This window comes from Stenotrophomonas sp. 59 (genome assembly GCF_030291095.1).
GTDB lineage: Bacteria > Pseudomonadota > Gammaproteobacteria > Xanthomonadales > Xanthomonadaceae > Stenotrophomonas > Stenotrophomonas maltophilia_Q.
The window spans coordinates 2,917,925-2,934,995 of record NZ_CP127408.1; the positions used below are offsets into that span (position 1 = coordinate 2,917,925).

Consider the following 17,071-nt stretch of genomic DNA (forward strand, 5'->3'; position numbering starts at 1 on the left):
ATATGAGCGACATCCAGTGGAGCGACGGCGCTCCCATCTACCGTCAGTTGAAGGAGCGCGTGATCGCCATGATGCTCGACGGAATCCTCAAGCCGGGCGATGCCCTGCCTTCGGTGCGCCAGGTGGCCGCCGATTACCAGCTCAACCCCATCACCGTTTCGCGCGCTTACCAGGAACTGGCCGATGAAGGCCTGGTTGAAAAGCGCCGCGGCCTGGGCATGTTCATGACCGAGCAGGCCGCCACGCAGCTGCGCAGCAGCGAGCGCGAGCGCTTCCTCAATGAAGAATGGCCGGCCGTGCTGGAGCGCATCCAGCGCCTGGGCCTGAGCCTCGACGAATTGCTGCCCCAGGGGAAAGTCTGATGAATAGCACCGCAAGCGAATCGGTCATCACCGCCCGCGGCCTGCGCAAGGCCTACAAGTCCACCGTTGCCCTCGACAATGCCAGCTTCAGCATTCCGAGCGGGCGCATCGTCGGCCTGATCGGCCCCAACGGTGCCGGCAAGACCACGGCATTGAAGGCACTGCTCGGCCTGACCTCGGTGGAAGGTGAGCTGAGCGTGCTTGGCCGCGATCCACGGCTGCACCGCGACGAGCTGATGAACGACATCTGCTTCATCGCCGATGTCGCCGTGCTGCCGCGCTGGCTGAAGGTGCGCGAGGCGATCGACTTCGTCGCCGGCGTGCATCCGCGCTTCGACCGCGCCCGCTGCGAACGCTTCCTCGCCAATACCAAGCTGCAGCCGAAGCAGCGCGTGCGCGAACTGTCCAAGGGCATGATCGTGCAGCTGCACCTGGCACTGGTGATGGCCATCGATGCCCGCGTCCTGGTGCTGGACGAGCCCACCCTGGGCCTGGACATCCTGTACCGCAAGGAGTTCTACCAGCGCCTGCTGGAAGACTACTTCGACGAGCAGAAGACCATCATCGTCACCACCCACCAGGTGGAAGAGATCGAGCACATCCTCAGCGACGTCATGTTCATCCGCGACGGCCGCATCGTGCTCGACGCGGAAATGGACGAAGTCGGCCAGCGCTACACCGAACTGCTGGTCAACGCCGACCAGCTGGAGACCGCACGCGCCCTGAAGCCGATCGACGAACGCAGCCTGGCGTTCGGCAAGACCGTGATGCTGTTCGACGGCGTACCGCGCGCCCAGCTTTCTACTCTTGGCGAGACCCGCAGCCCGGGCCTGGCCGACCTGTTCGTCGCCGTCATGAAGGGGACCTACGCATGAATGCCGTCAACCACCCCGTCAGCCCCCTCGGCACCCTGCGCTGGCTGCTCAAGCGCGAGTACTGGGAAAACCGCGGCGGTTTCCTGTATGCCCCGCTGATCGCCGGCCTGATCTCGCTGGTGATGAGTACTGTCGGCATCGCCTTCGGCCTGTTCGCTCTGAACCGCGCGGCGCGCAACGGCGCACTGCATGTCGATGGCGAAAGCGTGAACGTCAACGGCCTGGACCTGGCCCTGCTGACCCGCAACATCAACGGCAAGGACCTGGCCGACCTGGGCAACGGGCTCGACCTGACCCTGGTGCTCAGCTCGGCATGGCCGTTCCTGGTGCTGGCCTTCGTGGTGTTCTTCTACTGCCTGGGCGCCCTGTACGACGACCGTCGCGACCGCAGCATCCTGTTCTGGAAGTCGTTGCCGCTGTCGGACACCCAGACCGTGCTGTCCAAGGTGATCAGCGCGCTGATCGTTGCGCCGCTGATCGCGGTGGTCGCCGGCATCATCACCATGTTCGGCTTCATGCTGATCATCAGCATCGTCGCGCTGATGCACGGTGGCAGCCCGATGGCGCTGATCTGGGGGCCCGCCAGCCCGTTGACCCTGGCCACTGGCCACCTGAGCTGGATTCCGGTCTACGCGCTGTGGGCCCTGCCCACCGCCGGCTGGCTGCTGCTGTGCTCGGCCTGGGCCAAGAGCAAGCCGTTCCTGTGGGCGGTGATGCTGCCGCTGTTTGCCGGCGTCATCGTCAGCACCACCAAGATCATGCCGCTGTTCGGCCTGACCACCGGCTGGTTCTGGCAGAACATCGTCGGCCGCCTGCTGCTGGGCGGCGTGCCCGGCATGGACCTGCTGTATCGCCTCAGCGCAGGTGAAGGGTCGCGCCGCGACCTGGATTCGGTGGTCAGCCTGATGTCCCCCGCCTCGCAGCTGAAGTCGCTGGCGATGCCGGAACTGTGGATCGGCGCGGCCGTCGGTGCAGTGTTCATCTTCCTCGCCATCCGCCTGCGCAAGCGCGCCGGCGAGATCTGATTCCATCCACCCGGAGGCACCACCCATGCGTTCCCTGCTCGCCTGTTCCGCGTTGTTGCTGTTGCCGCTGTCGGCACTCGCTGCCGATGCCCCGAACTGCAAGTTCACTGCTGCGCGCACGTTGAAGCTGGATACGGCCGGTGCCAAGGCGGTGGTGATCGAGGTGAACCAGCACGACCTGAAGGTCGTCGCCAGCAAGGGCGGTGGCCAGCTGGATGGCCGCGCCTGCGCCTCCAGCCAGGAATGGCTGGACCAGCTGGTGCTGGACCAGCGCAGGGAAGGCGACAAGCTGGTCGTCAGCCTGCGCCGCGACGGCCGCCATAGTGGCATCAGCCTGGGCAACAGCTACGCCTGGCTGGACATCCACGGCGGCGTGCCGGACAACCTGCCGCTGCAGCTCAAGGTCGGCTCCGGCGATGCCAGCGTAGAGAACGCACAGTCGCTGAGCGTGGATGTCGGCTCCGGTGATGCGGTCGCCCGCGGTACGCGCGGCAGCATCCACGCCGCGGTGGGCTCGGGCGACCTGAACATCGACGGTGGCAGTTCGCTGAACCTGCTGTCGCTGGGTTCGGGTGACGTCAATGCCCGCAACATCGGCGGCGACGCGGTCACCGGCACGGTCGGTTCGGGTGACCTGAAGATCACCGATGTGCGTGGCAACGCACGTCTGGATACGGTCGGCTCGGGCGACATCGAGTTCAAGCGCGTGCAGGGCAGCGTCGAAGTCGGCGTGGTCGGCTCCGGTGGCGTCGACCTGGCCGACATCGGCGGCAACGTGCATGTGCGCAGCCACGGCTCGGGCGACATCCAGGTGGACGGCGTACGCGGCAGCCTGACCGTCGATCACAGCGGCAGCGGCGATGTCGAACACCGCAACGTCAGCGGCCGGGTCACCCTGCCGCGCAGCAAGTAAACCTCTTCCAGACACGTCCAGGGGAACATCATGAATCTGTTGCGCCTGCTGCCCGCCACCCTGCTGTGCCTGCCGCTGATCGCCTGCGGCGGCACTTCCTCCGCCCCCGACAAGACCGTCGGCAAGAGCGTCGCCGAAGCCACCAGCGGCGTCGGCCAGACCGTCAAGGAAGCCATGGACGATGCCCGCAAGGACATCGCCCAGGGCAACATCAAGATCTCGGCCGACAAGCAGCCGCGTGCGGAGATCACGCCCGACGGCCGCCTGCTGATCGCCGGCAAGGAGGTCGCGGCCAACGACACCCAGCGCCGCCACCTGCAGGAGTACCGCGGCCACGTGGTCGCCATCGCAATGGACGGCATGGACGTCGGCCTGGCCGGTGCCAAGCTCGGTGCCAATGCGGCAGGCGAAGCGCTGAAGGGCATCTTCAGCGGCGACAGTGAAGGTGTGGAGAAGCGCATCAACGCCGAAGCCGCCAAGATCGAGGTCCAGGCCAAGCGCATCTGTGATCGCCTGCCGGCGATGCTGGCCAGCCAGCAGGCACTGGCGCGCGAGCTGCCGGCGTTCAAGCCCTACGCGACGATGGACCAGAGCGACGTGGACGACTGCGGCAAGAACAACTCGGTCACGTTCTCCAACTGAGACAAATCGACGCACCCGACCGGCAGCGGCCTTCCGTTGCCGGTCCGGCTGCGGCGGCGGGCTTACAATGGGGACCCCGGATGCCCCCGAACCGAACGCCATGAAGAAGTTGTTCCTGCTGCTGGCCGCCCTGCTCTGCCTGGGCCTGATCGGCTGCGACAAGGATTACCGCAACCACCGCGCCGAGCGCGGCAAGCCCAAGATTTCCGTCAGCGAAGGCATGGTGACCGTGCGCCGCCCGCCCGCACCGAACATCATCATCCTCGGCGATGGCACGATGAAGGTGGACGAGATCCAGATTCCGCTGGACGACGGACAGAAGCAGATGCTGCAGACGATGTTCGGCAAGCTGCAGGTGCTGCGCCAGAACACGCTGGTGGCTGCACCGGCCGACCCGAACATGCAGCCGGTGAAGATCCAGCCGCCGGAAGGCATGGAGGTTATCCCGGCCGACCTGATCCAGCGCATCCCCGAGTTCAAGGATTACACCGACACCTTCGGCAACATCGTCGCCGACCGTCGCTGAAGCAGAAACGCCGCCCAAGGGCGGCGTTTCTCATTGTTCTGGTAGCGCCGGGCCACGCCCGGCGAATGTAGCGTTCGGTCCGCCTGCATTCCGCCAGGCACGGCCCGGCGCTACCGAACCGGCCGATCAACCGCCGGCGCCACCACCGCCAGCCTGGATGCCGCCAGCGGTCAGCGCGGTCGGGTCCAGCAGGCGACGCAGCTCGGCCTCGTCGAGGCCGCTGTCTTCCAGCGCCACATCCAGCACCGGGCGCTGTTCCTTGTAGGCGCGCTTGGCGATGGCTGCGGCCTTCTCATAGCCGATGATCGGGTTCAGCGCGGTGACCAGGATCGGGTTGCGCGCCAGCGCCTCGGCCACGCGGTCCTCGCGCACCTTCAATCCGGCGATGGCACTGTCGGCCAGCAGGGTGGACACATTGGCCAGCAGGCCGATGCCATCGAGCAGGTTCACCGCGATCAGCGGCAGGGTGACGTTGAGCTGGAAGTTACCGGTCTGACCGGCCACGGTGATCGCGGTGTGGTGGCCGATCACCTGCGCACAGGCCATCACGGTCGCTTCCGGAATCACCGGGTTGACCTTGCCCGGCATGATCGAGCTGCCCGGCTGCAGTGCCGGCAGTTCGATCTCGCCCAGCCCGGCCAGCGGACCGGCATTCATCCAGCGAAGATCATTCGCGATCTTGATCAGGGCCACGGCCAGTGCATTGAGCTGGCCGGACAGTTCCACCGCGTCATCCTGCGCCGCCAGCCCTTCGAACTTGTTCTCTGCGCTGTCGAACTTGATCGAGGTCTGCTGCTTGAGCGCCTTGGCCACCTGCGCGCCGAAACGCGGGTCTGCGTTGATGCCGGTGCCGATGGCAGTACCACCCAGCGGCAGGCGGCGCACGCGCTTGAGGCTGTCCTCGATGCGCTCCTGCGCCGAGGCCAGCTGTGCCGACCACGCGCCGAATTCCTGCTCGAAGGTCAGCGGCATCGCATCCATCAGGTGGGTGCGACCGGTCTTGACCACCTTGCGCAGGCTGCGGCCCTTCTTGTCCAGGGTCTTGCGCAGGTGCACCAGCGCCGGCAGCAGCTGTTCGTGCGTGGCCAGCACCGCCGACACGCGCAGCGCAGTCGGGATCACGTCGTTGGAGCTCTGCCCCTGGTTGACGTGGTCGTTGGGGTGCACCACGGTCTTGCCTGCCTTGCCGGCACGGTTGGCCAGGGTGGCAATGACCTCGTTGGCATTCATGTTCGACGACGTGCCCGAGCCGGTCTGGTAGACGTCGATCGGGAAATGCGCGTCCCAGTCACCGGCAGCCACTTCGGCGGCGGCGGTCTGGATGGCCTTGGCCACGGTCTTGGGCAGGTGGCCCAGCTCGGCATTGACGCCGGCAGCGGCGCCCTTGACCAGGCCCAGCGCGCGGATGAAACCGCGCGGCATGCGCTGGCCCGAGACCGGGAAATTCTGCACGGCACGCTGGGTCTGCGCGCCCCACAGGGCATCGGCAGGCACCTGCAGCTCGCCCATGCTGTCATGTTCGATCCGGAACCCGGTGGTTCCACCCTTGCTTGCAGCTTTGCTCATTGCATCGACTCCGCACTACTTCAGTTGGGGAAAGGGAAGCGGCGGCTGGCAGGGTGTCGCTTCCCGGGCTGGCGGCTGCGCCAACGATACTCCCTTGCCTGCAGCATGGGATGACGAGTGCGGGCCAGATCGTTCCGTCCGCAGGGCCGTTTACACGGGTAGCGCCGGGCCGTGCCCGGCGAGCGCGCAGCGCGGCCGCCATCCGCCGGGCATGGCCCGGCGCTACCGAGCATGCAAAGGCCCCGCGTCGTAGAATATCGGCCCCGCCGCTCGTCCCCGCCCTGCCGACATGTCCGATTCCGCCCTGCTCGCCCTGTCCCCGCTCGATGGCCGCTACGCCGGCAAGGTCGACGCCCTGCGCCCGATCTTCTCCGAATATGGCCTGATCAAGGCCCGCATCGTGGTCGAGGTGGAATGGCTGCTGGCCCTGGCCGCCGAACCGGGCATCGTCGAGCTGGCGCCGTTCTCCGACGCCGCCATCGCCCGCCTGCGCGCCCTGGCCGCCAACTTCAGCCCGGCCCAGGCCGCGCGCGTGAAGGAGATCGAGCGCACCACCAACCATGACGTCAAGGCGGTGGAGTACTTCATCAAGGAACAGCTGAAGGACGACGCCGAGCTGGCTCCGGCGCTGGAATTCGTGCATTTCGCCTGCACCAGCGAAGACATCAACAACCTCAGCTACGGCCTGATGCTGGAACAGGCCCGCCGCGAAGTGCTGCTGCCGACCCTGGACGGCATCGCCACCACCCTGCGCACCCTGGCCCACGCCCAGGCCGGCCAGCCGATGCTGTCGCGCACCCACGGCCAGACCGCTTCGCCGACCACCCTGGGCAAGGAACTGGCCAACGTGGTCGCCCGTCTGGAGCGCCAGCGCAGGCAGATCGCCGCAGTCGAGCTGACCGGCAAGATCAACGGCGCGGTCGGCAACTACAACGCACACGTGGCCAGCTACCCGGACGTGGACTGGCCGGCCTTCGCCGAGCGCTTCGTGACCGGCCTGGGCCTGGTGTTCAACCCGTACACCACCCAGATCGAGCCGCACGACAACGTCGCCGAGATCGGCGATGCCGCCCGCCGCGCCAACATCATCCTGATCGACCTGGCCCGCGACATCTGGGGCTACATCTCGCTGGGCTACTTCAAGCAGCGCCTGAAGGAAGGCGAAGTCGGCTCGTCGACGATGCCGCACAAGGTCAACCCGATCGACTTCGAGAATGCGGAAGGCAACTTCGGCATCGCCAACGCGCTGTTCGAGCACTTCAGCGCGAAGCTGCCGATCAGCCGCTGGCAGCGTGACCTGACCGATTCCACCGTGCTGCGCGCACTGGGCACCGCGTTCGGCCACAGCCAGGTGGCGCTGGATTCGCTGGCCAAGGGCCTGGGCAAGCTGGAAGTGAACCCGCAGCGCCTGGATGCCGATCTGGACGCGGCCTGGGAAGTGCTGGCCGAAGCCGTGCAGACGGTGATGCGCCGCCACGGCCTGCCGAACCCGTACGAGCAGCTGAAGGCGCTGACCCGCGGCCAGGGCATTACTGCCGAGTCGATGCGTGCGTTCGTACAGGGGCTGGAGCTGCCGACCGATGCCAAGCAGCGCCTGCTGGAGATGACCCCGGGCAGCTACACCGGCCTGGCCGAGTCGCTGGCGAAGAAGATTTAAGGGGTTTCCTTTGCGGCGGCGGCCGCGGGCGCTGCCTGCGGCAGGCAACAGCAACAGCAACAGCAACGTCAAAAGCGGCTCTGTTTTTTTGCCGTGCTTGGCGGGGCGGGTTGGGTTCGCGGGGGACGCCGTGAATCCGTCCCTGGAGGCTTGGCAGCCGCATCCATGCGGCTGACACCCCCGCGAACCCAACCCGCCCCACCTCTGACAGATTCCGGTGACGGATGAGTAGATCCACGCCATGCGTGGATGACGTTATCGGGACGGAATTGAGAGGGACGCGGCTTCGCCGCGTCCCTCTTTGTTTGTGGGGGCGTTGTAGAGCCGAGCCCATACTCGGCTGCTTTTCGCGTGGGCAACAGCAAGCCGAGCGTGGGCTCGGCTCTACATGAGCAAGCGCAGCGCGCGACCCGCTGTTGCATTTGATCTTCTTCTTCCATTCCGTGGCGGATCGCGCAGGAAACTGTCAGGGGCCGGGCGGGTGGGCTGCGCGGGGGCGTGAGCCGCATGGATGCGGCGATCGAGCTTACATGGACGTACTTGCAGCGTCCCCCGCGCAGCCCACCCGCCCGGCCAAGCGCGGCTTTTGATTGTGAACCACCCCGCCACGAGGGGCTCCGCCGTTGGCCGGAACCCCGCGACAAACCACCACACGTGCGCAATCCCAACGAACGTCGGACAATGGCCCCCTTGGCGGCCCGCCGCGCCGCCCCTCCCGCTTTCCGCTGCAAGGATTCCCCCATGGCCGCCCGCAAGTCCTCCGCTCCGCTCATCGAAGTCACCGCCCGCCCCGGCCAGCCGCTGGGCATGGCGCCGGCCACCTTCCTGCGCGACTTCTGGCAGAAACGCCCGCTGCTGATCCGCAACGCCTTCCCCGATTTCCAGACCCCGGTGCAGCCGGAAGACCTCGCGGGCCTGGCCTGCGAGGAAGGCGTGCTGGCTCGCCTGATCGAGCACGACAAGGCCCACGACGGCTGGCGCGTGCGCAGCGGCCCGTTCCAGGAAGACATCTTCCCCGCCCTGCCCGACCACGACTGGACCCTGCTGGTGCAGGACGTGGACAAGTGGGACAAGGACGTGCGCGCCCTGATCGAGCATTTCCGCTTCCTGCCGCGCTGGCGCATGGATGACGTGATGATCAGCTTCGCCGCCACCGGTGGCTCGGTCGGCGCCCATGTCGACCAGTACGACGTGTTCCTGCTGCAGGCCCAAGGCCACCGCCGCTGGCAGATCGATGCCAGCGAATCGATCAAGGGCAAGCAGCCGCCGCTGGGCTTCCGCCCGGACGTGGAACTGAAGCTGCTCAAAGTGTTCAAACCCACCCATGACTGGGTGTTGGCGCCGGGCGACATGCTGTACCTGCCGCCGAACGTGCCGCACCACGGGGTGGCCGAAGATCCATGCCTGACCTTCTCGTTCGGCATGCGCGCACCGGCCTCGGCCGAGCTGATCAGCGACTACCTGGATACCCTGATCGCCGATGCCGACGAGAACATCCGCTACCAGGATGCCGACCTGAAGGTGCCGGCCGACCCGAACGAAATCGACACGGTGGCGATGGCGCGGGTGATCACCGCGCTCAACGCCATCCGCATGAACGACCCCGACAAGCTGGGCGACTGGTTCGGCCGCTTCATCACCACCTACCGCGCCGCCGGCGAAGTGATGGCCCACCAGGCCGCACCGGCACAGGAGGAAGTCGTCGAAGCACTGGCGTCCGGCCTGCTGCTGCAGCGCCACCCGTGGGCGCGCCTGGCCTGGCGCCGGGCCAAGCGTGGCGCCAGCCTGTATGTCAGCGGCCAGGACTTCGCGTTGCCGGTGAAGGACGCACAGCGCCTGGCCGGTGCCGAGCAGCTCGACGCCGCCGCCTATCGCGGCCTGTCCGACAAGGGCCGCGCGGTGGTCCAGCAGCTGCTGGTCGGTGGCGTGTTCCAGCTGATCGATCCGAACGAGGTGTATGACGCTGAAGACGAGGACGACGGCGAGGACGCCGTGGTGCTCGGCGAAGTGGTCGAGGGCCGTGACCGTGTCGACGCGATCGACGCCGAGGCAGTGTCCGACGATGTCCACACCGTGACCGTGCACGACGACGGTATCGAGGTCATCGTCAACTTCGAGGATCACGACGAAGACGACAGCGACGACGGTCGCGCCTGAGACCGGCCATGGTCCGGGTCCAGCAGGTCAGCCACGCCGACGCCCACGTCGCCATCCACGACGTGCGGCAGCGGGTGTTCGTGCAGGAACAGGGCATCGCCGCCGAGCTGGAACGCGATGCGCTGGACCCGGTCAGTGCCCATGTACTGGCGCTGGACGCCGACGGCGTACCGGTCGGCACCGGCCGGCTGGCCCCGGATGGACGCATCGGCCGCATGGCGGTGCTGGCAAGCCATCGCAACCAGGGTGTCGGCGAGGCCCTGCTGGCGGCGCTGGTCGAGGCCGGACGTCGGCTCGGCCTGGCCGAGCTGCATCTGCACGCGCAGCTGCCGGCCCGTGACTTCTATGCCCGCCAGGGCTTCCTGCCCGAGGGCGAGGTGTTCGAGGAGGCCAGCATCGGCCACCAGCAGATGCGCCGCCGGCTGGGCGCAGCCAATGCCATCGACAGCCGCGAGCAGGCGGTGGCGATCACCACCGCCATCATCCACCGCGCCCGTCGCCAGCTGTGGCTGCACAGCCGCCAGCTGGACCCCGGCCTGCTGGACGCGCCGCCGGTACAGGCCACCCTGCGCCGCTTCGTCACCGCCCGCCACGACAAGCAGCTGCGGGTGATCGTGCACGACGCGGCGGCGATCGCCTCGGCCGGTGCGCCGCTGCTGGCCTTGGCCCAGCGCCTGCCCAGTGTGATCCAGTTCCGCGAGGTCACCGACCCGGTGGACCGTGCGCTGGCCTCGGCCTGCCTGCTCAACGATGCAGGCGACTTCTACTTTCGTCTGATCGGTCATCGCCTCGACGGCGAGGCCGGCATCGCGCTGCCTGCACGTTCGCAGCCGTTCGAGCAGCAATTGCAGCGCGTCTGGGACCGTTCGCGCGATTGCAGCGAACTGCGTGCGCTGGGCATCTGAGCGGGCACCGCCCACTCAACCTGTCTGGAAGCGGCACCGGGGGACCCGGGATGCCTGTGGTGGTGCCCCTTCGTGTCCGGATGGGGGTACAATTTGGCTGTTTGAACGCGCCCGCGCAGGGCTATTCATCTTCCTGCCGGGTCCTTCTGAAGCCATACCCCACAAAGCGAATCAACACCCTCCATCGTGGACAATCAACTGAAGCAGTTTGCGCAATCTTCGCAGCTCGCCGGCGGCAACGCCTCCTATGTCGAGGACCTGTACGAGCAGTACCTGGTCTCCCCGGACAGTGTCGATCCCAAATGGAAGACCTACTTCGACGGCTTCAAGGGCCGCGAAGCAGGCGACATTCCGCACTCGGCCGTCATCTCCCACATTGCGGACGCGGCCAAGGAAGCGCTGAAGGCCGGCACCGGCAACGGTGCGGGCGACGAGCGTGAGCGCAATGTCGGTCGTCTGATCACCGCCTACCGCTCGCGCGGCCACCTGGACGCCCGCCTGGACCCGCTGGGCCTGGCCGCGCCGGTCAACACCCCGGACCTGGGCCTGCCGTTCCACAGCCTGTCCGATGGCGACCTCAACAGCGAGTTCAGCACCGGCGGCGTCGGTGGCCAGCCGCGCATGAAGCTGCGCGACCTGCTGGCGCGCCTGAAGGCGACCTACACCGGCTCGATCGGTGCGGAGTTCATGCACATCTCCGAGGTCGAGCAGCGCCAGTGGATCTACAAGAAGCTGGAAGCGGCCGGTGGCAACTACCAGCTGGACGCTGACACCCAGCGCCGCACCCTGGAGCGCCTGACCGCGGCCGAAGGCCTGGAGCGCTACCTGCACACCAAGTACGTCGGCCAGAAGCGCTTCTCGCTGGAAGGCGGCGACTCGCTGATCCCGATGATGGACACCATCATCCGCAGCGCCGGCAAGGATGGCGTCAAGGACGTGGTGATCGGCATGGCCCATCGCGGCCGCCTGAACGTGCTGGTCAACACCCTGGGCAAGAACCCGCGCAAGCTGTTCGACGAATTCGAAGGCAAGTTCGAGCACGACGAGCACGCTTCTGCCGGCGACGTGAAGTACCACATGGGCTTCTCCGCCGACGTGGCGACCGACGGTGGCCCGGTGCACCTGGCGCTGGCCTTCAACCCGTCGCACCTGGAAATCGCCGACCCGGTCGTGGCCGGTTCCGTGCGTTCGCGCCAGGAGCGCCGCAAGGACACCGCCCGCAAGCAGGTCATGCCGATCCTGATCCACGGCGACGCGGCCTTCTCCGGCCAGGGCGTGGTCATGGAGCTGTTCCAGATGTCGCAGGCCCGCGGCTTCGCCGTCGGCGGCACCGTGCACATCGTGGTCAACAACCAGGTTGGTTTCACCACTTCCAACCCGCTGGATACGCGCTCCACGCGCTATGCCACCGACGTGGCGAAGATGATCGCCGCCCCGGTGCTGCACGTGAACGGTGATGATCCGGAAGCCGTCGTGTTCGCCGCGCAGCTGGCCTTCGAGTTCCGCCAGAAGTTCGCCAAGGACGTGGTCATCGACCTGATGTGCTACCGCCGTTGGGGCCACAACGAGGCCGACGAGCCGGCGATCACCCAGCCGCTGATGTACCAGGTGATCCGCAAGCACGCCACCACCCGCGAGATGTACGCCGAGCAGCTGGAAAAGGCAGGCGTGATCGCCGCCGGCGCCGGCAAGGCGATGGTCGATGCCTACCGCGAGAAGCTGGATGCCGGTGAAGTGACCACCGAGCTGGCCAAGGTCGAGAAGACCCCGCCGACCAGCCCGCTGTTCGTCGATTGGCCGAAGCTGCTGGAAGGCAAGCTGTCCGATCCGATCTCGACCAAGGTCGAAAAGAACAAGCTGGTCGAGCTGGCCAAGCTGATCAACACCATTCCCGAAGACGTGCAGCTGCACTCGCGCGTGGCCAAGGTCTACGACGACCGCCGCAAGATGGCCACCGGCGAGATCCCGGGCGACTGGGGCTTTGCCGAGAACCTGGCCTACGCCACCCTGCTCGACGAAGGCAATGCACTGCGCCTGGTCGGCCAGGACGTGGGCCGCGGTACGTTCACCCACCGCCACGCGATCCTGCACGACCAGAAGACCGACAACTACTACATGCCGCTGCGGCAGCTGGTGGATTCGCCGGAGAAGGCCACCGTCATCGATTCGCTGCTGAGCGAAGAAGCGGTGATGGCCTACGAGTACGGCTTCTCCACCACCGATCCGAACACGCTGTGCATCTGGGAAGGCCAGTTCGGCGACTTCGCCAACGGCGCCCAGGTCGTCATCGACCAGTTCATCGCCGCTGGTGAAGCCAAGTGGGGCCGCATTTCCGGCCTGACCCTGCTGCTGCCGCATGGCTATGAAGGGCAAGGCCCGGAACACAGCTCGGCGCGCCTGGAGCGCTTCCTGCAGCTGTGCGCGCTGGAGAACATGCTGGTCGTGGTTCCGTCCACCCCGGCACAGGCCTTCCACATGCTGCGCCGCCAGCAGCACCTCACCACCCGCAAGCCGCTGGTGGTGATGTCGCCGAAGTCGCTGCTGCGCCACAAGCTGGCCGTGTCGACCCTGGACGAACTGGCCAACGGCGAGTTCCAGCACCTGATCGGCGACGCCAACGCGGACGCCAAGAAGGTCAAGCGTGTGGTGCTGTGCTCGGGCAAGGTCTACTACGACCTGCTGGAAGACCAGACCAAGCGTGGCCAGGACGACGTGGCGATCATCCGCGTGGAGCAGCTGTATCCGTTCCCGCGTGCGCTGCTGGCTGCCGAACTGAAGAAGTACGGCAAGGCCACCGACGTGGTGTGGACGCAGGAAGAACCGCAGAACCAGGGTGCGTGGTACCAGATCCGCCACCACCTGCAGTTCTGCCTGGCCGATGGCCAGAACCTGCACTACGCCGGTCGCGCACGTTCGGCTTCGCCGGCTGCCGGTCACATGGCTGACCACGTCCGCGAACAGCAGCAGCTGGTCGCCGACGCACTGGTCAACCCGTTCAACGACACGTTCGCTGAATAATCCTCCCCCTATTTAGAAGACAAACCAGGAAGCTCCCGCAATGGCCACCGAAGTCAAAGCCCCGGTACTGCCCGAATCCGTCGCCGACGGCACCATCGCCACCTGGCACAAGAAGGTGGGCGACGCCGTCAAGCGCGACGAAAACCTGCTTGACCTGGAAACCGACAAGGTCGTCCTGGAAGTGCCGTCGCCGGTCGATGGCGTGATCAAGGAAATCAAGTTCGCCGAAGGTTCGACCGTGACCTCCAGCCAGGTCGTGGCGATCATCGAAGAAGGCGCCGTGGCTGCTGCCCCGGCTCCGGCTGCTGAAGCCGCTCCGGCTGCCGCCGCTGCCCCGGCTGCTGCTGCTCCGGCGGCTGCCGCCGCCCCGGCCCCGGCTGCCAAGTCGGCTGCCGATGCCCTGCCGCCGGGCGCCCGCTTCACCGCCATCACCGAAGGCGTGAACCCGGCCGACGTCGACGGCACCGGCCGTCGCGGCGCTGTCACCAAGGAAGACATCGTCAACTTCGCCCGCAACGGCGGCGCTGGCAAGGCCGGTGGCGCACGTCCGGAAGAACGCGTGCCGATGACCCGCATCCGCAAGCGCATCGCCGAGCGCCTGATGGAGTCGAAGAACTCCACCGCCATGCTGACCACCTTCAACGAAGTCGACCTGTCCAAGGTGTCGGCGGCGCGCAAGGAACTGCAGGACGAGTTCGTCAAGGCCCACGGCATCAAGCTGGGCTTCATGAGCTTCTTCGTGAAGGCCGCGGCCAACGCGCTGCAGCGCTTCCCGCTGGTCAACGCCTCGATCGACGGCGACGACATCATCTACCACGGCTACTCGGACATCTCGATCGCCGTGTCGACCGAGAAGGGCCTGGTCACGCCGGTCCTGCGCAACGTCGAGCGCATGTCGTTCGCCGACATCGAGAAGACCATCGCCGACTACGCCAAGAAGGCGCGTGACGGCAAGCTGGGCCTGGATGAACTGCAGGGCGGCACCTTCACCGTGACCAACGGCGGCACCTTCGGTTCGCTGCTGTCGACCCCGATCATCAACCCGCCGCAGAGCGCCATCCTGGGCATGCACGCCATCAAGGAGCGTCCGATCGCCCAGAACGGCCAGGTCGTGATCGCGCCGATGATGTACCTGGCGCTGTCGTACGACCACCGCATCATCGATGGCAAGGATTCGGTGCAGTTCCTGGTGGACATCAAGAACCAGCTGGAAAACCCGGGCCGCATGCTGTTCGGCCTGTAAGAAACCTCCCGCCCCTCCGCGCCTGCGCGGAGGGGTTCTGGTAATGCATCAAGGAATAATTCAATGGCTGAACAATTCGACGTCGTCGTCATCGGTGCCGGCCCGGCCGGTTACCACGCTGCCATCCGCGCGGCCCAGCTGGGCCTGAAGACCGCCTGCATCGACGCAGCGCTGGGCAAGGACGGCAAGCCGGCCCTCGGCGGCACCTGCCTGCGCGTGGGCTGCATCCCGTCCAAGGCGCTGCTGGATTCCTCGCGCCAGTTCTGGAACATGGGCCACATCTTTGGCGACCACGGCATCAGCTTCAAGGATGCCAAGATCGACGTCGAGGCGATGGTTGGCCGCAAGGACAAGATCGTCAAGCAGTTCACCGGCGGCATCGGCATGCTGTTCAAGGCCAACAAGGTCGCCGCCTACTACGGCTTCGGCGAGCTGCAGCCGGGCAACGTGGTCAAGGTCACCCAGCATGACGGTTCCATCGTCGAGCTGAAGGGCACCAACGTCATCATCGCCGCCGGTTCGGATTCGATCGAACTGCCGTTCGCCAAGTTCGACGGCGAGACCATCGTCGACAACGTCGGCGGCCTGGACTTCACCGAAGTGCCGAACCGCCTGGCGGTGATCGGCGCCGGCGTGATCGGCCTGGAACTGGGCAGCGTGTGGAAGCGCCTGGGCGCTGAAGTCACCATCCTGGAAGCACTGCCGGAGTTCCTGGCCGTGGCCGACGCCGAAGTGGCCAAGACCGCTGCCAAGGAATTCAAGAAGCAGGGCCTGGACATCCGCCTCGGCGCCAAGGTCTCCAAGACCGAAATCACCGGCAAGGGCAAGAAGAAGGAAGTCGTTGTCACCTACACCGACAGCGAAGGCGAAAAGACCCTGACCGTGGACAAGCTGCTGGTGGCCGTTGGCCGTCGCGCCGCCACCAAGGGCCTGCTGGCTGAAGGCACCGGCGTCAAGATCAACGAGCGTGGCCAGATCGAAGTCGACGCGCACTGCCATACCGGCGTCAACGGCGTGTGGGCAGTCGGCGACTGCGTGCGCGGCCCGATGCTGGCGCACAAGGGCTTCGAGGAAGGCATCGCGGTGGCTGAGCTGATCGCCGGCCTGCCGGGCCACGTCAACTTCGACACCATCCCGTGGGTCATCTACACCGAGCCGGAACTGGCCTGGGTCGGCAAGACCGAAGCCCAGCTGAAGGCCGAAGGCATCCCGTACAAGGCCGGCAGCTTCCCGTTCGCCGCCAACGGTCGTGCCGTGGCGATGATCGAACCGGCTGGCTTCGTGAAGATCCTGGCCCACGCCGAAACCGATCGCATCCTCGGCATGCACCTGGTCGGCGCCAACGTCTCCGAGCTGGTGCACGAAGGTGTGCTGACCATGGAGTTCAGCGGCTCGGCCGATGACCTGGCCCGCATCTGCCACGCCCACCCGTCGCTGTCGGAAGTGATCCACGACGCGGCGATGGCGGTCAGCAAGCGCGCCATCCACAAGGCGAACTGATCGTTCGCTGGTAGTGCCGGCCGCTGGCCGGCATGGCTGGATACAGAAAACCCCGCCTCGGCGGGGTTTTTTGTTGCCCTTCTTCATGTAGAGCCGAGCCTAGGCTTGGCTGCGCACTTGGCGGTCCGTGAAGGCACAGCCGAGCATGGGCTCGGCGCTACACCTTTCCAGCCGGCTTCTTCGGTGGATCGTCGCAGACCCTGTGCTGCACCACCGTCTCGCCAACCTTCCATTCCTTCGTGACCCGGCAGCGCTCCTTGGTCTCGGGTACCGTCGAAGCCTTTGCTCCCGCAGCATTCGCTTCATCAGCACCCGCTGCCTGCTGCCGCTCCAGCCACGCCGACGGTGGCGCGGGCGGTGCGGCCAGCACCGGGCCTGACAACAGGGCCAGACCGACCAGCAGCACCATCCTCATGCGGCCACCGCCCGGCCACCCAGCAACCGCGCCGGCAGCATGAACAGCGCGCGCAGGAGCGCGAACAGTGCCGAGAAGGTGATGCCGACCAGGCGGAACGGCAGGCTCAGCAGCCAGACGAACGGCCAGGCGATCAGGGCGAGGATCGCCAGCGGCCAGCACAGCACGAACAGCAGGCACCACACACCGAGCGCGAACAGGGTCTTCATCACGGTCTCCTTGGGGCGGCACCCTGCCGCCTGCGACCACCTTGGCGCCCTGCCCCGG

General features: G+C 66.6%; 15 protein-coding genes. 12 read left to right on the top strand and 3 right to left on the bottom strand.

What is annotated here, in order from left to right; translation table 11 throughout:
- The first annotated feature begins 2 nt into the window (after window positions 1-2).
- From QP552_RS13585 to QP552_RS13610, 6 genes are all read left to right on the top strand, one after another.
- A complete protein-coding gene (locus tag QP552_RS13585) occupies window positions 3-362 on the top strand; it encodes a GntR family transcriptional regulator (protein ID WP_005410261.1) in 360 nt (119 codons plus the stop codon).
- Window positions 362-1,237 (top strand): ABC transporter ATP-binding protein, encoded by an 876-nt coding sequence (locus tag QP552_RS13590; protein ID WP_286073868.1) that lies wholly within the window; start codon window positions 362-364, stop codon window positions 1,235-1,237. Before QP552_RS13585 ends, QP552_RS13590 begins: the two co-directional genes overlap by 1 nt.
- Window positions 1,234-2,262 carry an ABC-2 transporter permease gene (locus QP552_RS13595; protein ID WP_286073869.1) on the top strand — a complete coding sequence of 343 codons (1,029 nt, stop codon included), beginning with the start codon at window positions 1,234-1,236 and terminating at the stop codon, window positions 2,260-2,262. The genes QP552_RS13590 and QP552_RS13595 overlap by 4 nt, the downstream gene beginning before the upstream one ends.
- A gap of 25 nt (window positions 2,263-2,287) precedes the next feature.
- Window positions 2,288-3,175, top strand: coding sequence for a DUF4097 family beta strand repeat-containing protein (locus QP552_RS13600; protein WP_286073870.1), 888 nt, complete (start codon window positions 2,288-2,290; stop codon window positions 3,173-3,175).
- Window positions 3,176-3,205: 30 nt separating this feature from the next.
- Window positions 3,206-3,817, top strand: coding sequence for a hypothetical protein (locus QP552_RS13605; RefSeq protein ID WP_106550270.1), 612 nt, complete (start codon window positions 3,206-3,208; stop codon window positions 3,815-3,817).
- Between the two features lie 100 nt (window positions 3,818-3,917).
- On the top strand, window positions 3,918-4,343 hold the full coding sequence (locus QP552_RS13610; RefSeq protein ID WP_286073871.1) for a hypothetical protein: 426 nt from the start codon (window positions 3,918-3,920) through the stop codon (window positions 4,341-4,343).
- A gap of 126 nt (window positions 4,344-4,469) precedes the next feature.
- On the opposite strand, the gene QP552_RS13615 is transcribed toward QP552_RS13610, so the two are convergent.
- The gene (locus QP552_RS13615; protein WP_106550271.1) at window positions 4,470-5,909 is read right to left on the bottom strand and encodes a class II fumarate hydratase; all 1,440 of its coding nucleotides are present in this window, start codon (window positions 5,907-5,909) and stop codon (window positions 4,470-4,472) included.
- Window positions 5,910-6,198: 289 nt separating this feature from the next.
- On the opposite strand from QP552_RS13615, the gene purB reads away from it, so the two are divergent.
- The 6 genes from purB (at window position 6,199) to lpdA (ending at window position 16,389) form a co-directional block, all read left to right on the top strand.
- Window positions 6,199-7,566: an adenylosuccinate lyase gene (gene purB, locus QP552_RS13620; RefSeq protein ID WP_111111846.1), complete on the top strand. Its 1,368-nt coding sequence runs from the start codon at window positions 6,199-6,201 to the stop codon at window positions 7,564-7,566.
- Between the two features lie 741 nt (window positions 7,567-8,307).
- Window positions 8,308-9,723, top strand: coding sequence for a cupin domain-containing protein (locus QP552_RS13625; protein ID WP_286073872.1), 1,416 nt, complete (start codon window positions 8,308-8,310; stop codon window positions 9,721-9,723).
- Between the two features lie 8 nt (window positions 9,724-9,731).
- Window positions 9,732-10,628, top strand: a complete 897-nt coding sequence (locus tag QP552_RS13630; protein ID WP_286073873.1) for a GNAT family N-acetyltransferase — start codon at window positions 9,732-9,734, stop codon at window positions 10,626-10,628.
- 186 nt (window positions 10,629-10,814) lie between these two features.
- A complete protein-coding gene (locus QP552_RS13635) occupies window positions 10,815-13,646 on the top strand; it encodes a 2-oxoglutarate dehydrogenase E1 component (protein WP_111111140.1) in 2,832 nt (943 codons plus the stop codon).
- 40 nt (window positions 13,647-13,686) lie between these two features.
- Window positions 13,687-14,889, top strand: coding sequence for a dihydrolipoyllysine-residue succinyltransferase (gene sucB / locus QP552_RS13640; RefSeq protein WP_106550907.1), 1,203 nt, complete (start codon window positions 13,687-13,689; stop codon window positions 14,887-14,889).
- 63 nt (window positions 14,890-14,952) lie between these two features.
- A complete protein-coding gene (gene lpdA, locus QP552_RS13645; RefSeq protein WP_008264626.1) occupies window positions 14,953-16,389 on the top strand; it encodes a dihydrolipoyl dehydrogenase in 1,437 nt (478 codons plus the stop codon).
- 157 nt (window positions 16,390-16,546) lie between these two features.
- Here the strand turns inward: lpdA and QP552_RS13650 are convergent, their stop codons facing one another.
- Together QP552_RS13650 and QP552_RS13655 are read right to left on the bottom strand one after the other, a co-directional pair.
- Window positions 16,547-16,804, bottom strand: coding sequence for a hypothetical protein (locus QP552_RS13650; protein WP_286073874.1), 258 nt, complete (start codon window positions 16,802-16,804; stop codon window positions 16,547-16,549).
- A complete protein-coding gene (locus QP552_RS13655; protein ID WP_286073875.1) occupies window positions 16,801-17,013 on the bottom strand; it encodes a hypothetical protein in 213 nt (70 codons plus the stop codon). Before QP552_RS13655 ends, QP552_RS13650 begins: the two co-directional genes overlap by 4 nt.
- Between the last annotated feature and the right edge of the window lie 58 nt (window positions 17,014-17,071).

What these genes read in the sequence shown, in the direction of transcription:
- QP552_RS13625 (WP_286073872.1), top strand. Translation starts at nt 8,308, where the DNA reads ATGGCCGCCCGCAAGTCCTCCGCTCCGCTCATCGAAGTCACCGCCCGC.
- purB (WP_111111846.1), top strand. Translation starts at nt 6,199, where the DNA reads ATGTCCGATTCCGCCCTGCTCGCCCTGTCCCCGCTCGATGGCCGCTAC.
- QP552_RS13595 (WP_286073869.1), top strand. Translation starts at nt 1,234, where the DNA reads ATGAATGCCGTCAACCACCCCGTCAGCCCCCTCGGCACCCTGCGCTGG.
- QP552_RS13585 (WP_005410261.1), top strand. Translation starts at nt 3, where the DNA reads ATGAGCGACATCCAGTGGAGCGACGGCGCTCCCATCTACCGTCAGTTG.
- sucB (WP_106550907.1), top strand. Translation starts at nt 13,687, where the DNA reads ATGGCCACCGAAGTCAAAGCCCCGGTACTGCCCGAATCCGTCGCCGAC.
- QP552_RS13610 (WP_286073871.1), top strand. Translation starts at nt 3,918, where the DNA reads ATGAAGAAGTTGTTCCTGCTGCTGGCCGCCCTGCTCTGCCTGGGCCTG.
- QP552_RS13605 (WP_106550270.1), top strand. Translation starts at nt 3,206, where the DNA reads ATGAATCTGTTGCGCCTGCTGCCCGCCACCCTGCTGTGCCTGCCGCTG.
- QP552_RS13650 (WP_286073874.1), bottom strand. Translation starts at nt 16,804, where the DNA reads ATGAGGATGGTGCTGCTGGTCGGTCTGGCCCTGTTGTCAGGCCCGGTG.
- QP552_RS13615 (WP_106550271.1), bottom strand. Translation starts at nt 5,909, where the DNA reads ATGAGCAAAGCTGCAAGCAAGGGTGGAACCACCGGGTTCCGGATCGAA.
- lpdA (WP_008264626.1), top strand. Translation starts at nt 14,953, where the DNA reads ATGGCTGAACAATTCGACGTCGTCGTCATCGGTGCCGGCCCGGCCGGT.
- QP552_RS13600 (WP_286073870.1), top strand. Translation starts at nt 2,288, where the DNA reads ATGCGTTCCCTGCTCGCCTGTTCCGCGTTGTTGCTGTTGCCGCTGTCG.
- QP552_RS13630 (WP_286073873.1), top strand. Translation starts at nt 9,732, where the DNA reads ATGGTCCGGGTCCAGCAGGTCAGCCACGCCGACGCCCACGTCGCCATC.
- QP552_RS13590 (WP_286073868.1), top strand. Translation starts at nt 362, where the DNA reads ATGAATAGCACCGCAAGCGAATCGGTCATCACCGCCCGCGGCCTGCGC.
- QP552_RS13655 (WP_286073875.1), bottom strand. Translation starts at nt 17,013, where the DNA reads ATGAAGACCCTGTTCGCGCTCGGTGTGTGGTGCCTGCTGTTCGTGCTG.